This is a genomic window from Nostoc sp. (assembly GCF_036917415.1).
Taxonomy (GTDB): Bacteria; Cyanobacteriota; Cyanobacteriia; order Cyanobacteriales; family Nostocaceae; genus Nostoc.
This window is the reverse complement of sequence record NZ_JBALDJ010000035.1, coordinates 1-14,269: the sequence shown is the minus strand read 5'-3', so window position 1 is coordinate 14,269 and position 14,269 is coordinate 1. Positions and strand designations below refer to the sequence as shown.

The following is a 14,269-nucleotide window of genomic DNA, read 5'->3' as shown; positions in this document are numbered from 1 at the left end:
AATACGATTTAGATAAGATAATTTGCACAACCGATATAGAGACGTTGTAATGCAACGTCTCTACACATATTTGTCCCACAGAGACAAGAAAGTTTTATGTATGTGCTAATGACTAATTAGTATTACTGTGTCCCAAGACAAACTTGTTCATAGCTTTTACCAGCAATATCCCAAGTAAATTCTGTTTCTACCAGTTGTCTGCCGTTGCGAGACAATTCTGAACGCAGATGTGGACGATCGAATAGTTGACTAATAGCGGTGACGTACTCTGCCAGTTTATTGGCTCGTAATGCCCGTAATGGATGACTAGCTGCATCTACAGCTAATCCCTCTAAGCCGCGATCGCTCGCTACTACAGGTATACCAGCTGCCATTGCCTCTAAAGTTTTATTTTTAATACCAAACCCAGTTCGCATCGGTACAACGCAGATGGTGGCTTGATGTAAATATTCTGCCATCGAAGGTACACGCCCAAGCACATTAATTCCTGGTTTTTTATCAAGTGCTAAAACTTCTGCCACCGGATGAGAGCCGACAATATCAAAAGTTGTATCGGGATACAATTTTTGGATTTCTGGCAAAACTTCGTTGCTGAAAAAACAGACAGCATCAATATTTGCTAAATTATCCATTGCACCAATAAAAATTAAGCGATGTCCTCCTGGATCGATGGTACGGTTAGGGAAAGAAACTAAATCTACACCATTAGGAATAACTGTAATTTCACTATTGGGGTTAAATTCTTGTAATTGAATTTTATCTTCTTCTGTTGTCGCGACAATTGCTGAAAATTTAGCGCAGTAGTTTTGCTCATAACGACGCAAAAGTGGCAGATTAATTTTGTCTCTGAGTGAATTTTCGGAAATGCCTGTTGCTAATTGGTTCCGACAGGTAGCGTAAACAGAACTATGAACATTAACGATGGTTTTTAGCTGTTTAGGAAAATGTGGCTGCACATAAATTTCATTGACGCTATGTTCGCAGGTCATTACATCGCATTTTCCCGCTTCCACCCAGTTATCAACCCATGTTTGCATCTCAACTGAGTAGCGGTTGAGTACACTTGGCGGTGTCCCCTGCTGCAAAAATCTACTAAATCGCTGTATTTTCTGCAATATTCCGGTGGTTTGAGAATCTGGCGGACGTTCAAAAATGGCTAGACGATCCACACAATCGCGTAATCCTGCTACTTCTGCGTCTGTAACATCGCCCTCGCGTTGAGTCGCCAGGGTAACAGTATGGCGTTGACTTAGGTATTTAAGTAAATTAAATGTCCTGACTTGGGTTCCTCCGCGCGTTGGTGGGTAGGGAAAGGTGGAAGATAGCATTAAAATGTTCATACAAGTAATGAATCAAATGTGATATATACACCATGCCCTCATGGGAGGCTGTATGTCACCTCACTTTTCTAGAACACCAATTCAGTAATCCTCGAAGAACCTCTCCCCCTACCCCTCTCCTTGTAGGAGAGGGGAGTTTAGCTCCCCCTTTCCTAGAAGGGAAGCAGGGTGGTTTCATACAAGCAAAGAAAAATTAAAACTCGGTTTCAAAGCCTCTCCCCCCGTGGGGGAGAGGAATGGAAGTGAGGGAAAAAGCCATGCCACTTTCACGAGAAATCAAGACTTATGTATTTTTCTTTTTTCGTATGAAACCACCCTGCCCTTTCCTAGAAGGTAAGGGGGCTGGGGAGTTAAATTTTTGATTACTGAATCGATGCTCTAGCAGACGGGCAAAGGGCGCTTTGAGAACAATTGCAAGTTTTTTTTGGCAATGTAGAGCATCTTAGTTATTTGTCCTTTGTAATTGCAAATGACAAAGGACAAATGACCAAGGACGACAGATCAAAGCATAATCAAACCCAGTCGCACACCCACAGCAACGGCTTCGGTGCGGCTGGAGACACTGAGCTTTTGAAAAATGGATGAGAGATGAAATTTGACGGTATGCTCAGAAATATGTAAACGTTTAGCGATCGCTTTATTTCCCAACCCTGACCCAAGCATTCCTAAAACCTCTATCTCCCGTGGTGTCAAGCTTTGTACAGGATTTGTTACCACTTTTTCCCGGATAGACAGTAATTCTACAGCATTCGGGTGCAGCACTAGCAAACCGAAAGCGATCGCCTCCACAGCCGCGACAATTTCTGACTCTGTGCTAGTACTGGGCAATATTCCCCGGATACCAGAACGTAACGCCGTCTCTAAGTCGATACTGTCGAGTTCTTCAACAATGACGATTATTCCAAATGGATATTGCTGTTCTTGAATAATCAGCAATTTTTCCCACACCGCTTGTTGAAAATTACCGCTCAAATCTACCAGTACCACATCTGGCTGTAATTGCCCAACTTCACTTGCCAATACATCCAAATCGGATGCACTCCCCACAACCGTCAGTCGAGGATTGGTAGTTACCACAGCTGATAACCCTGCCCGCACAACAGGGGAAGTAGCAACTACCATCACTCGGATCATGTTGCCTCCACAGCAGTTGTCTCAGATTGCACAGCAACATAAATCACGAATTGCTGTCTACCGCGTAGGATTTGTAGCGGCACACATCCTTTACTGTCATGGAGATATTTGGTTAAATCATTCATGGTAGTGAATAATCGCCCCGAAACTCCAATTAAAACATCGCCGATTTGCACACCAGCAGTTTCCGCCGCACTGCCAGGTAAGATTGACAACACCAATAAACCTAAGCTACGCCTACCTAAAAGTATAGGTTGCAGTGTGACTCCCAGTTGCGGACGACTATTTCCCTGTAAAAAACGCTCAACGGTGCTGCTGGGAACTGCCACAGCCAAACCATTAACAATCATGGTGTTAATTCCCACAACTCGACCGAGACAATCGGCAAGTGGCCCTCCAGAATTACCAGGATACAGGCGCAAATCGGCCATAACTGCTCGTGGATTATTTGCATAGATAATTCCAGTTGTTACAGCGCCACTTTCAGCAAAGGGATTACCTACCGCCAAGACTAATTCACCCACTCGTAGCGCCTCAGAATTGCCAATAGTTGCAGCAGTTAAATCAGTAGCAACAATTTTCAGGGCTGCTAAATCCTGCTGTGGATCGAATTGTGTACGCACCGCATCAAATACTTTTCCGTCTGCCAATTCCACAGTTGCGCGGTTGCTGGTTGCCACATGGGCATTAGTAATAATTAGTCCGTCAGGTTGCCAAATGACACCAGAACCGACTCCTAGAGAGCCGCTTTTCACTTTCACAGTGCGTAGGCGTAGCCCGTCGCAGACATCGCGTAGTTTAGCAGCTACTGCTGTCAATTCAGCAGTGATGTTAGTTAATGTTGTGTTTGCCATGTTATACAATTTTTTTGCATATCAAAGTAGAATCAGTGATGTCCTTTGTCATTTGTCCTTTGTCCTTTGTCCTTAGAAACACAAATGACTAATGACTAATGACTAATGACTAATGACTAATGACGATTCGAGCAAAAAGGTGCAACTTCCGAGTTCAGAAGCTCAACGTTCGAGCAAAAAGGTGCAACTTCCGAGTTCAGAAGCTCAACGTTCGAGCAAAAAGGTGCAACTTCCGAGTTCAGAAGCTCAACATTCGAGCAAAAAGGTGCAACTTCCGAGTTCAGAAGCTCAACGTTCGAGCAAAAAGGTGCAACTTCCGAGTTCAGAAGCTCAACGTTCGAGTAAAAAGGTGCAACTTCCAAGTTCAGAAGCTCGAATGAATAGAAAATTTCGATAATTTTGACAAAGCTAGTTAAACCGATCGCAAATTGGCATTATTCTTCCTTAGTAGGTCGTTCGCCAACTGCGATCGCTAACTCAATTAACACTCCACCCCGGACAACTTGCACGTTGACAGATTTACCAATGCGATCGCTATTATTAAGCAGTGCCAACACATCACCTGTATCACCAACAGTTACGCCATCGAACGTTACCAAAACATCGCCAAGCAGTACACCTGCATTATCGGCAGATCCCGAAGGCTCAACATTAACGACAATTACCCCAGTTGCAGAAGTTAAATTCAGAGCAGTTTTCAGATTCTTTGGTAAGCGTACAGGTTGCATTCCCACACCCAAGTAGCCTTTAGAAATACGTCCTTTTGCTACTAATTGGTCAACCACGCGATCGACTGTAGCAGTGGGGATAGTCAGAGCAATGCCACGCCGTCCCGATGTATTCATCCCTACCACAAAACCAGCAGCATCTACCAGCGGCCCACCCGCAAAACCAGAGTAAAGGGTGATGTCTGGGCGGATGAATTGGTCAATATTGCCGCCATTCATACTCCGCCAAGCACCGCTAACTACGCTGACCGCACCCATTGCCGCTCTTAAGTCACCTTCGCTACCTCTTGCCAGTCCTAATACCAAATGACCGACTTTGAGCGTTTTGGCATCGCCAACTTTTGCCACAGGTATTTCGACATTTTCTAGTTTAAAAACAGCTATATCGGTGCTAGAGTCATGACCGACAAGTGTTACTGGTGCAGTGTTACCATTTGATAAGGTAATGGTGATGTCGTCATAGCGCTGAAGAGACTCATCAGAGGTAACAATGATGCCATCACGCCAGTGAATGCCGCTTGGGGAGACACGAGTACCCCCATTCACCGCAACTACAGCACTCCCAGTTTGTTCTACGGTGTCAGCTAAACTGTTGGACAGGTCTAGTAATGAAGACATAAGATTTTTGTGCAAACGTTCTTAGATGTTCATATCGTGCCGTTTTCTACACACAGATGACATCAGAAAAATGGGGAGAATTCACCCTAGAAAAATGGCTAGGAGTAAAAGAGATTGGGGATTGGGTTATCAAACGAAATAATTATGGAATTCTGCTTTAACCCCCAACATATTTTGTCACAATTTCCCAATACCCAGTACCCAGTCCCCAGTCCCTTTTACATGTGGGATGGAGTTCTGTATTTTTGATTTATGCAAGAGGTCTAATATTCCAATGTCATCAGCAATTGGTCTTCTAAGCAGAGCTTACCTGGCCGTCCTATTTTTTGTTTTGGTAGGCTGTGCGGTAAGCGAAGCCATCCCGTTAGGCTTATCGCACTACCTCTAACGTCTGATTAAGGCGTTGCATAAATGCGGGATGATTTGGCGGTTGAAACCATTGAAAATTCGTTCCAGATTGGGCGAAATCATCCCATAATTCTGCAACGCCTAAAGATTAAATAACCACTCATACTACCTTGTCGAATTCAATATAGAGGTACTTCAGTCCCCGCATGAGTATATTCGGTAAGTACTGATAACCGGATTGTCCCAAGCGGATGTTCTTAAGCCGTAGCAACAATCGCTGATATGCAATCTGCATTTCCTTACGAGCAAGCATAGCACCTAAACAAAAATGAATCCCATGACCAAAAGATAGGTGATTGCTGGCATTATGGCGGCGCACATCGAAACGCTCACCCTGAATAAATTTCATGGGGTCGCGGTTAGCAGCATCGAAGCGGATCATGACCAAAGACCCAGCTTGGAGAGCAACGTCTCCTAGTTTTGTATCTTCCGTCACAACTCGCCACATTCCCGCTGTTGGACTTTCCATGCGTAGAACTTCTTCAACAAAGTTCTCTACCTGCGAAATATCTGTTTGTAGCAACTTTGTTTGCTCTTTATTGTTTGCCAGCAACAACATCCCACCTGCGAGCGCACTGGTGACAGTTTCATTGCCAGCCACTAATATCTGCTGAATTATACTCAGCAGTTCAGCAGTATCAAGCGATCGCTCTCCAGCTACCTTTGCCTGTACCAAGTCAGCGATCAAATCATCTTGAGGCTGTTTTTGGCGCGAGTCTATGACATCCTTAAAATAATGCTGGAAAGCAACAACATCTTTAGCACACTCGATCTCCTGCTCTCTAGAGAGTGTGTGGCCTAGACGTGCAATAAACGCATCAGACCATTGCTTGAACTTTGGTATATCTGCTTGCGGTACACCTAACTGTTGAGCAATAACTTTGACCGGTAAAGCTACGGCAAACTCACTGACGAATTCACACTTGCTGCGATCGATGAAACTGTCAATCAGTTCATCAACAATCTGCTCAATCAACTCAGACATTTTGTTGACACGCTCAGAGGTGAATGCTTTATTCACCAGCGCTCGAAATCGCTCGTGTTCTGGCGGATCTGCTGTGAGCAGGGTGTTCATCTGAGGCCAGCCTTGAGCAGAAATTTTCTGCAACTCATCATCCTGTTCTTCTTTTCCAACCAGTAAAGTAGAGAAATTGCTAGAGAATACTTTTGTATCTTTAAGAATTTCTCTCACCAAGTCATAGCTGGTAACAAGAAAGAGTTTTGCTCCTGTTCTGGAACTAGGTAGCTCCATAATTGGTGCTTGCTCCTGTGCCAGCTTGTAGAATTCATAAGGACACACAAGCACTTCCGGGTCAAAGAAGTTGTAGTCCGACAGATGCTTCATGCTTTTAATGGTGGTCAGTGATGGTTTACTTTGAGTCATTGTGCAGTCAAAATCATCTTAACAAGTTACCTACCGTTAGCTCATTTTTGAGGTAACGGTGAATAACTGCCCGATTGAGTGCAGTGGATGGGGTAAAGTAAGTTATTAGATTTGTCTGATGTGCTACGCCCCGCCTTAAGAGCGATTGTTGGCTGTGAAGGAAGCGCTGTCAGAGTGACGTTATGGGAATGCTACGCAGTTGTTTATCAATCTGACTTTTCCCGTTATCTCCTTAATGGAGCGATGTCTATGACGGGCTACGCCTACCCTAAAGCCCTATTCTCTGGTAATTAATTATCATTAGAATTAATTTTTTGATAATAAATATAGTGTAAAATTCTTGCTATTTCGTTGTTTCACGACTTAATGGGAAAAGTCAGTTCGATAGTCGAGTTATGACAATCAACTCTCTTAAGGATTGGAGAAATTGGCAAACTTGGAGAATAGATTATTAGGTACATTCAGGGGGTAAGCAATCTCAGATTCTTCCCAAATGTTCCATATTCCTTAAATGCTCCTTTAATGGGGTTTTCTACAGACCAATTATTCAATAAAGTCTTTCTCCCCAGCAGCATAGCGCTGGAGCAACTCTTCAGCATCCATAACTCAACCCCTACATCAATCATTCGATAAACAAATGTACACCGAATCAAGAGAAATCAATCTGCTGACTCCATCTAGAAACTTACCTCTATATGGCAAGAGAATTTTAGTAACAGCACCGAGAAATTATGCTTATAGGTTATCCGAACAAATCATCAAGAAAGGTGGTTTACCTGTTTTCATGCCTACTATCGAAACCTGCTATTTATCAAACTACACCCTCTTAGATGCCGCTTTAGCCCATATAAACGACTTTGATTGGATTCTTTTCACAAGTAGAAACGGAATCGCTGCATTTTTTCACCGCATAAATGATTTGAATATTCCTATATCTGTAGTGCAAAAATGTCAATTATGTGCTTTAGGAAAAGATGCAGAAAGCTTATTATCTTTTTGTGGCAAAGTGGATTTAATTCCAACAGAATCTAGCCCAGCCGGAATTGTGGCTGAATTAGCGAAACTTCCGCAAATTCACGAGAAAAAAGTGCTGATACCTGCTCCAGAAGTTGTGGGTTTGCCTGAACCTGATGTTGTACCCAATTTGATTACGGATTTGCAACAATTGGGCATAGAAGTAATTCGCGTACCCACATATATTACGCAGAGTTTAGACACAAGTATCTACGGTATTGAATTAAACCTGATGCGTCAAGGAATTATTGATGTAATTGCCTTTAGTAGCACAGCGGAAGTAGAAAGCTTTTTGACAATGGTTAACTCGCAAAGCGATTACGAACATTGTGTTGTTGCATGTTTTGGGCCTTATACAACTGCTAATGCCCAAAAGTTGGGTATGACTGTCTCTATTGTGTCTAGAGATTACAGTTCATTTGAGGGATTTGCTGAAGCGATCGCAGCATTTTTTACTCTTACTTCCGATTAAAACTAAGCGCCTCAAGAGATAAAACAATCAACCACATTTAACTCTAGACTCGCAGCACATAAACCCGTAGGATCAACAATGTAGTTCACATTTAGCTAAGGATTGTTACATGGCAACTTATAAAGTCACATTAAAGACTCCAGATGCAGAAAAAACAATTGAAGTTTCTGAAGATGATTACATCCTAGAGATTGCTAACGAAGAAAATGAGATGGATTTGCCCTACTCCTGTAACGCTGGTTCTTGCTCAACCTGCACTGGTAAGCTGATTTCAGGTACAGTTGATCAATCAGATCAGAACTTCTTAGACGACGATCAAATAGATGAGGGATGGGTTCTTACCTGCGTTGCCAAGCCCACTTCTGACTGTGTAATCCAAACCCATCAAGAAGATGCGCTTAACGGTTAAAAGCGGGTGAGGGTTGAAGGTATTGGTATTAACTTAAACCCAAACCCTTTTTAAATCTCGTTTTTCTAGCTGAAAATGCTGCTCATTAGGCTGCTGTCGCCAGCAAGGAAGGCGGCAGTAGCCCCTATTGTATATTTACCCTAAACAAGGTGTGAAAATTAAGCTGCGATCGCAAGTGGGTGTAGATGTGCAGCAACGTTTTGATAATTTGCATTCTCTGAAGAATTAGCCAAAACTTACAACTGCTTCCACAACCTCGCCACCGAAATTCAATAATTGCACGCATGATAAAGGCAAAAAAAGGCGAAGAGTTCTAAGTGTGGGGTAAAAAAGGGGAAAGATAAGCATAATGAAGCACAAATGAGTTCGTTTTAGGTGCAGAATTATGGAATATAAGCCCTCACCCCAACCCTCTCCCCAAGGGAGAGGGAGTAAAGAAAAAGAAGAAGAAGAAGAGAATAAATATCAACAAGATAAGAATAAAGATAAATCTTGTTCCGCTCTCCCAGAGGGAGAGGGGCTAGGGGTGAGGGCGGAAATTGCTAAATTAGCTGGTAGAAACCGACAAATTCCTAAACTTTTCTTAGAACGTGCCCACAAGTTAAGAACACAACAAACACCAGCAGAGCAAATATTATGGGAATGTTTAAGAAATAGACGTTTATTAAATACAAAATTTCGTAAACAACATAATATTGGTAGATATATCACTGATTTTTATTGTCACGAAAAATTACTAATTATTGAGTTGGATGGTAGTATTCATGCAAATCAGCAAGCTCAATATTTTCTCAGACAAAACTGGTTACAATCTAATCACTTCACTGTGATTCGCTTTAGTAATGAGCAAATATTTAATGATATCGAGTTAGTTTTACATACAATTGCTCAAGCCCTTATCCCCTAACCCCTTCTCCCCAAGGAAGAAGGGGAACTTCTTTTTTGGTGAGAGGCTAGCACTAAGGGAGAAGGCAGCAGGGAAGGAGGTTTTAGCCTCGTTTATCTTTCTTAACATGGTTATGTTTTTTCCCACCGATTTACTTAGTAGAATTTTAATATGAAACAAATAGCCTTTAGTTAGTGCGAAAAATTAGATCGAGATCCAGAGTAATTTTTGATACAATTTTTAAGACTATTTTATATTTGTAATTAATAATTTTGCATAACAATTACTGAAGAACCATTATTAATCGTTTATCCTAATAAAGAGAATTGAATTTATGGCAACAACAGCTTTAATTGTCGGTGCAGGTAATGGACTGAGCGCTTCTTTAGCTCGCTTATTTGCCAAAGAAGGATTTACCGTAGCTTTAGCGGCTCGCCAAATTGAAAAACTCACTCAATTGAGCAGTGAAATTGGGGCGGTTAGTTTCGCTGCTGATGTCTCAAAGCCAGATGAAGTAGAACAGTTATTTATTGATGTTGATAATAAACTCGGTTCCCCGAATATTGTCATTTACAATCCCAGTTTCCGGGTGCGGGGGCCTCTTGTTGATCTAGACCCTGGTGAAGTGGCAAAAACCTTGGATATCACTGCTTATGGTGGCTTTCTTGTGGCCCAAGCTGCTACCAAAAGGTTTTTGCAACTTGGCGGTGGTGCTATATTTTTTACTGGAGCCTCAGCGAGTATTAAGGGTTATGCTCTGTCTGCTCCCTTTGCAATGGGTAAATTTGCACTGCGCGGTTTGGCTCAGAGTATTGCTAGAGAATTAGCACCAAAGAATATCCATGTGGCGCATTTTGTGATTGATGGTGGAATCCGCTCTACAAGCAACCAAGATCCAGTAGATAATCCTGATAGTACTCTTGACCCGGATGCGATCGCTCAAACTTATCTCAGCATTCTCCGCCAACCCCGCAGTGCTTGGACTTATGAAGTAGAACTACGTCCGTGGGTAGAGAACTTCTAGCCTAGACAATTGTTACAAAAATAGTTTTGTATGTATGAAAATTGATTTTGGTGCAACTGCTACTGATTATGCAAAACACCGCGCTGGCTTTCCCAGTTCATTATTTAATAAACTGTCTGAATATGGTATAGGTTTACCAGGGCAAAATATTGTTGATCTCGGTACAGGAACAGGAACACTGGCGCGTGGCTTTGCCGATAGAGGTGCTTATGTAATTGCCATAGATCCATCAGCCTCACTTTTAGAACAAGCGAGACTGTTAAACGAATCTGCCCAACTGAAAGTAGATTATCGAGTCGCAACTGCCGAGAATACTGAGTTACCAGACGCTAGTGCGGATATAGTGACAGCTGGACAGTGTTGGCATTGGTTTGACCGTCCGCGTGCTGTCCAAGAAATTACTCGGATATTGAGAAGAAATGGCTCGATCGCGATCGCACATTTTGATTGGATACCCTTAAGAGGTAATGTAGTTGAAGCAACGGAACAACTGATCGAGGCTCATAATCCCGCATGGAATTTAGGCGGCGGTAATGGATTATATCCCCAGTGGTTACAAGATATTGGCGAAGGAGGATTCCGAGAAATTCGCACATTTTCTTATGATGTATTTGTGTCTTATACACACGAAGATTGGCGAGGACGAGTTCGGGCGAGTGCTGGTGTGGGAGGCAGCTTGACACCAGAAAAAGTAGAAGTATTTGACCAGGAATTGGCAACATTGCTCGAAACAAAATATCCTACACTAATTCTTCAGATTCATCATCGAGTTTGGGCTGCGATCGCAAAATCACCGCAATCTAATTCGTAATTCGTAATTAAGAAATGTCTGTAACACACTATTAACCTACAAAAGAACTGCACAATTTTAGGATAAATAACCATGATTGAACTTTACTATTGGGCAACTCCAAATGGTCATAAAATCACAATTTTTTTGGAAGAAGTCGGCTTACCATACACCATAATTCCTGTGAATATTGGGGCTGGGGATCAATTTAAGCCGGAATTTCTGAAGATTTCTCCTAACAATCGTATGCCTGCGATCGTTGACCACGAGCCAGTAGATGGAGGTGCGCCAATTTCGGTATTTGAGTCTGGTGCAATCTTACTATATTTGGCAGAAAAAACCGGGAAATTAATCCCCCAAGATTTACGCCAACGCACTCAAGTTTTACAATGGTTGTTTTGGCAAATGGGAGGACTGGGCCCAATGGCGGGACAAAATCATCACTTTAGCGTCTATGCTCCCGAAAAGATTGAATATGCCATTAACCGCTATGTGAATGAAACGGGACGCTTGTATGCAATACTGAATAAGCAACTAGCAGATAGAGAATTTGTAGCTGGCGATTATTCCATTGCTGATATTGCTGCTTATCCCTGGATAGTGCCCCATGAACTCCAAAATCAAGACCTAGAGGATTTTCCTCACCTCAAGCGCTGGTTTGAGACAATTAAAGCGCGTCCAGCAACAATTCGCGCCTACGAAAAAGCAGAAGCATTCAAAACTGAAGCGCTCGATCCAGATAAGTTACGAAATTTGTTATTTAACCAGTCGGCGAAAACTATTCAGCCTTGAGCCTTTTGAATTTAGGACTTACGCAAAAAAACCTCAAACTCTTATTCCTCCGTGTCCTCTGCGTCCTCTGTGGTTTGATTTTTCGTTACCTGTGCGTAAGTCCTGGAATTGTCTTGTCACTGTGGCGATCGCTAAGTTAGCTCTAACCCCAGATCATCGGTTGCAACTATGAGCAACGATTTCTCACCATCTTCCTTTCCTCAATTAGAAACACAAAGGCTCCTTCTTCGTGAGACAAGCTTGCAGGATGCTAAAGCTACCTTTGCTGTATTCTCCGATCCAAGGGTGACTCAGTTTCACGATCTTGATACCTTTACTTCTATTAAAGAAGCGATGTCTACGACGGGCTACGCCTACGCTGTCATTGAACGTAGAGCCAAGCGGTTTGAGCGAGGAGATGGAATTCGCTGGGGAATTATCCGTAAGCAAGACAACGTGTTGATTGGTTCTTGTGGGTTTACCTGGAACCCACAAGAACACTCAGCCGAAGTCGGTTATGAGCTTGCCAGTACTTTTTGGAGACAAGGTATCATGACTGAGGCGGTGAGTACTATCTTGCAATTTGGGTTTGAGAAAATGGATTTGCGTTTCGTTATTGCCCAAGTCATGCTGGAAAATATCGCTTCTAAAAAGTTGCTAGAAAAGTTAGGTTTTCACAGTCAGGGTATACAGAAACAGTATGCCTTCTTCAAAGGGCAATATCACGATCTGGAGCAATTTGTGCTTACCAAATAAAAAACCTGAGTGAGTAAGTTAGCAATAAATACAGCCTGATACTGAGATAGTTTGACTGGCGATGATAGGCAAAATAAAAACCATTGCAACCTGCAACTGGGCTGGAAATAATTAAAGGTTTGGGAAGAAATTGTATTAGTTTGTCTAAGTATGTAGGCAGAATAAAACCAAACTGTGTGTTAAAAAAGGAACGAGGCTAAAACCCTCTTTTCTTCTGCCTCCTGCCTCCTGCCTTATCCCAACGACAAATATTTACGCCCACCTATTTAGTTGGGCAGCATTAATTCTAAAAGGCTGGTCTATTTGCATGACGACTCACACGCTTTTTTTCTAAATATAAATTAAGAGGTGTTAATTCCCATTTTCTATTTTCTAACTTGTTGTGCTAGAGATGAGGAATCCTGGGTGCAAACAGTTAAAATACGGTAAGCCTTCCAAATTAACGTTGATTTCTCCAAAACAAGGCTTAATTATTGTTAATTGTTTGTATAATTGGAAACTCAAATAACTGCTTATGTCAGAACAATATCGTTTTGAAACCCTGCAAGTTCATGCTGGACAAGAGCCGGCTCCTGGAACTAATGCTCGTGCTGTACCGATTTACCAAACGACTTCCTACGTTTTTGACGACGCCGACCACGGAGCACGGTTATTTGCTCTCCAGGAATTTGGCAACATTTACACCCGAATCTCAAACCCAACGACGGATGTATTTGAAAAGCGGATTGCTGCCTTAGAAGGGGGTGTAGCAGCATTAGCAACCGCTAGTGGTCAGGCGGCACAATTCTTGGCAATCAGTACCATCGCTCAGGCTGGGGATAATATTGTTTCCACTAGTTTTTTGTATGGTGGGACATATAACCAGTTTAAAGTATCTTTACCACGGTTAGGTATTAAAGTCAAGTTTGTTGAGGGAGATGAGCCGGAAAGTTTTCGTCAGGCGATCGACGATCGCACGAAAGCGTTATACGTTGAAACCATTGGTAATCCTCAATTCAACATTCCCGACTTTGCCGCTTTAGCTCACATTGCCCACGAAAACGGCATACCTTTAATTGTGGATAATACCTTCGGTGCTGGTGGGTATTTAGCTCGACCCATTGAACATGGTGCAGATATCGTAGTGGAATCTGCAACTAAATGGATTGGTGGACATGGTACTTCCATCGGTGGCGTAATTGTCGATTCGGGTAAATTTGATTGGGGTAATGGCAAATTTCCTCTATTTACTGAGCCAGCACCGGGCTATCATGGGTTGAATTTCCAAGAAGTATTTGGCCCCGATGGTTCCTTTGGTAACATTGCCTTTATTATTCGCGCTAGAGTTGAAGGGTTACGAGATTTTGGCCCGTCCTTGAGTCCATTTAACGCCTTTCTGTTACTGCAAGGATTAGAAACTCTCTCTCTACGTGTAGATCGTCATGCGAGCAATGCCCTAGAATTAGCTCGGTGGTTAGAGCAGCAACAAGTATCATGGGTTAATTATCCAGGGCTTCCCAATCACCCATATCATGAACGAGCGAAAAAATATCTTCGGCATGGCTTCGGGGGAGTTTTAAACTTTGGTATCAAAGGTGGACTAGAGGCAGGGGAAACGCATCTAATTTGTTTTGACAAAATGTAACTTATATGTGTGCAGGAAAAGGGAAGTATCATTAGGCTAATATCAATGTAATAGATG

The 14,269-nt window shown here is 42.5% G+C and carries 15 protein-coding genes; 10 read left to right on the top strand and 5 right to left on the bottom strand.

Going from position 1 to position 14,269, the window contains the following annotated elements; all coding sequences use genetic code 11:
• Positions 1-122: 122 nt before the first annotated feature.
• The 3 genes from V7K41_RS06395 to V7K41_RS06385 all read right to left on the bottom strand — a co-directional run bounded on the left by V7K41_RS06395 (position 123) and on the right by V7K41_RS06385 (position 3,328).
• On the bottom strand, positions 123-1,340 hold the full coding sequence (locus V7K41_RS06395; protein ID WP_334846545.1) for a glycosyltransferase family 4 protein: 1,218 nt from the start codon (positions 1,338-1,340) through the stop codon (positions 123-125).
• A 501-nt stretch (positions 1,341-1,841) separates the two neighbouring features.
• Entirely contained in the window at positions 1,842-2,474 is a 633-nt protein-coding gene (locus tag V7K41_RS06390; protein WP_334846544.1) for a response regulator transcription factor, read from the bottom strand.
• Positions 2,471-3,328 (bottom strand): S1C family serine protease, encoded by an 858-nt coding sequence (locus tag V7K41_RS06385; protein ID WP_334846543.1) that lies wholly within the window; start codon positions 3,326-3,328, stop codon positions 2,471-2,473. Before V7K41_RS06385 ends, V7K41_RS06390 begins: the two co-directional genes overlap by 4 nt.
• Before the next feature lie 112 nt (positions 3,329-3,440).
• Between V7K41_RS06385 and V7K41_RS06380 the strand changes: the two genes are divergently transcribed.
• Positions 3,441-3,725 carry a hypothetical protein gene (locus tag V7K41_RS06380; protein WP_334846541.1) on the top strand — a complete coding sequence of 95 codons (285 nt, stop codon included), beginning with the start codon at positions 3,441-3,443 and terminating at the stop codon, positions 3,723-3,725.
• Between the two features lie 37 nt (positions 3,726-3,762).
• Here the strand turns inward: V7K41_RS06380 and V7K41_RS06375 are convergent, their stop codons facing one another.
• Positions 3,763-4,674, bottom strand: a complete 912-nt coding sequence (locus V7K41_RS06375; protein WP_334846539.1) for a S1C family serine protease — start codon at positions 4,672-4,674, stop codon at positions 3,763-3,765.
• 508 nt (positions 4,675-5,182) lie between these two features.
• Positions 5,183-6,427 (bottom strand): cytochrome P450, encoded by a 1,245-nt coding sequence (locus V7K41_RS06370; protein WP_334846537.1) that lies wholly within the window; start codon positions 6,425-6,427, stop codon positions 5,183-5,185.
• Between the two features lie 150 nt (positions 6,428-6,577).
• Here V7K41_RS06370 and V7K41_RS06365 point away from each other — a divergent pair, with 150 nt between their 5' ends.
• The 9 genes from V7K41_RS06365 to V7K41_RS06325 all read left to right on the top strand — a co-directional run bounded on the left by V7K41_RS06365 (position 6,578) and on the right by V7K41_RS06325 (position 14,212).
• Positions 6,578-6,760, top strand: a complete 183-nt coding sequence (locus V7K41_RS06365) for a hypothetical protein (protein ID WP_334846536.1) — start codon at positions 6,578-6,580, stop codon at positions 6,758-6,760.
• Positions 6,761-7,103: 343 nt separating this feature from the next.
• Positions 7,104-7,952, top strand: a complete 849-nt coding sequence (locus V7K41_RS06360) for a uroporphyrinogen-III synthase (RefSeq protein ID WP_334846534.1) — start codon at positions 7,104-7,106, stop codon at positions 7,950-7,952.
• Positions 7,953-8,061: 109 nt separating this feature from the next.
• Positions 8,062-8,361: a 2Fe-2S iron-sulfur cluster-binding protein gene (locus V7K41_RS06355; RefSeq protein ID WP_334846532.1), complete on the top strand. Its 300-nt coding sequence runs from the start codon at positions 8,062-8,064 to the stop codon at positions 8,359-8,361.
• Positions 8,362-8,746: 385 nt separating this feature from the next.
• Positions 8,747-9,268: an endonuclease domain-containing protein gene (locus V7K41_RS06350; RefSeq protein WP_334846530.1), complete on the top strand. Its 522-nt coding sequence runs from the start codon at positions 8,747-8,749 to the stop codon at positions 9,266-9,268.
• Positions 9,269-9,581: 313 nt separating this feature from the next.
• A complete protein-coding gene (locus V7K41_RS06345) occupies positions 9,582-10,271 on the top strand; it encodes an SDR family NAD(P)-dependent oxidoreductase (protein ID WP_334846528.1) in 690 nt (229 codons plus the stop codon).
• Positions 10,272-10,305: 34 nt separating this feature from the next.
• Complete coding sequence (locus tag V7K41_RS06340; protein ID WP_334846526.1) at positions 10,306-11,082, top strand: class I SAM-dependent methyltransferase; 777 nt, start codon at positions 10,306-10,308, stop codon at positions 11,080-11,082.
• Between the two features lie 72 nt (positions 11,083-11,154).
• The gene (locus V7K41_RS06335; protein WP_334846524.1) at positions 11,155-11,853 is read left to right on the top strand and encodes a glutathione binding-like protein; all 699 of its coding nucleotides are present in this window, start codon (positions 11,155-11,157) and stop codon (positions 11,851-11,853) included.
• A 168-nt stretch (positions 11,854-12,021) separates the two neighbouring features.
• Positions 12,022-12,588, top strand: a complete 567-nt coding sequence (locus tag V7K41_RS06330) for a GNAT family N-acetyltransferase (protein ID WP_334846522.1) — start codon at positions 12,022-12,024, stop codon at positions 12,586-12,588.
• A 514-nt stretch (positions 12,589-13,102) separates the two neighbouring features.
• Positions 13,103-14,212 (top strand): O-acetylhomoserine aminocarboxypropyltransferase/cysteine synthase family protein, encoded by a 1,110-nt coding sequence (locus tag V7K41_RS06325; protein WP_334846520.1) that lies wholly within the window; start codon positions 13,103-13,105, stop codon positions 14,210-14,212.
• Positions 14,213-14,269 lie beyond the last annotated feature (57 nt).

Bases quoted from the DNA above. Each gene is read 5' to 3' on its own strand.
- V7K41_RS06395 (WP_334846545.1), bottom strand. From the start codon at position 1,340: ATGAACATTTTAATGCTATCTTCCACCTTTCCCTACCCACCAACGCGC.
- V7K41_RS06390 (WP_334846544.1), bottom strand. From the start codon at position 2,474: ATGATCCGAGTGATGGTAGTTGCTACTTCCCCTGTTGTGCGGGCAGGG.
- V7K41_RS06385 (WP_334846543.1), bottom strand. From the start codon at position 3,328: ATGGCAAACACAACATTAACTAACATCACTGCTGAATTGACAGCAGTA.
- V7K41_RS06380 (WP_334846541.1), top strand. From the start codon at position 3,441: ATGACTAATGACGATTCGAGCAAAAAGGTGCAACTTCCGAGTTCAGAA.
- V7K41_RS06375 (WP_334846539.1), bottom strand. From the start codon at position 4,674: ATGTCTTCATTACTAGACCTGTCCAACAGTTTAGCTGACACCGTAGAA.
- V7K41_RS06370 (WP_334846537.1), bottom strand. From the start codon at position 6,427: ATGAAGCATCTGTCGGACTACAACTTCTTTGACCCGGAAGTGCTTGTG.
- V7K41_RS06360 (WP_334846534.1), top strand. From the start codon at position 7,104: ATGTACACCGAATCAAGAGAAATCAATCTGCTGACTCCATCTAGAAAC.
- V7K41_RS06355 (WP_334846532.1), top strand. From the start codon at position 8,062: ATGGCAACTTATAAAGTCACATTAAAGACTCCAGATGCAGAAAAAACA.
- V7K41_RS06350 (WP_334846530.1), top strand. From the start codon at position 8,747: ATGGAATATAAGCCCTCACCCCAACCCTCTCCCCAAGGGAGAGGGAGT.
- V7K41_RS06345 (WP_334846528.1), top strand. From the start codon at position 9,582: ATGGCAACAACAGCTTTAATTGTCGGTGCAGGTAATGGACTGAGCGCT.
- V7K41_RS06340 (WP_334846526.1), top strand. From the start codon at position 10,306: ATGAAAATTGATTTTGGTGCAACTGCTACTGATTATGCAAAACACCGC.
- V7K41_RS06335 (WP_334846524.1), top strand. From the start codon at position 11,155: ATGATTGAACTTTACTATTGGGCAACTCCAAATGGTCATAAAATCACA.
- V7K41_RS06330 (WP_334846522.1), top strand. From the start codon at position 12,022: ATGAGCAACGATTTCTCACCATCTTCCTTTCCTCAATTAGAAACACAA.
- V7K41_RS06325 (WP_334846520.1), top strand. From the start codon at position 13,103: ATGTCAGAACAATATCGTTTTGAAACCCTGCAAGTTCATGCTGGACAA.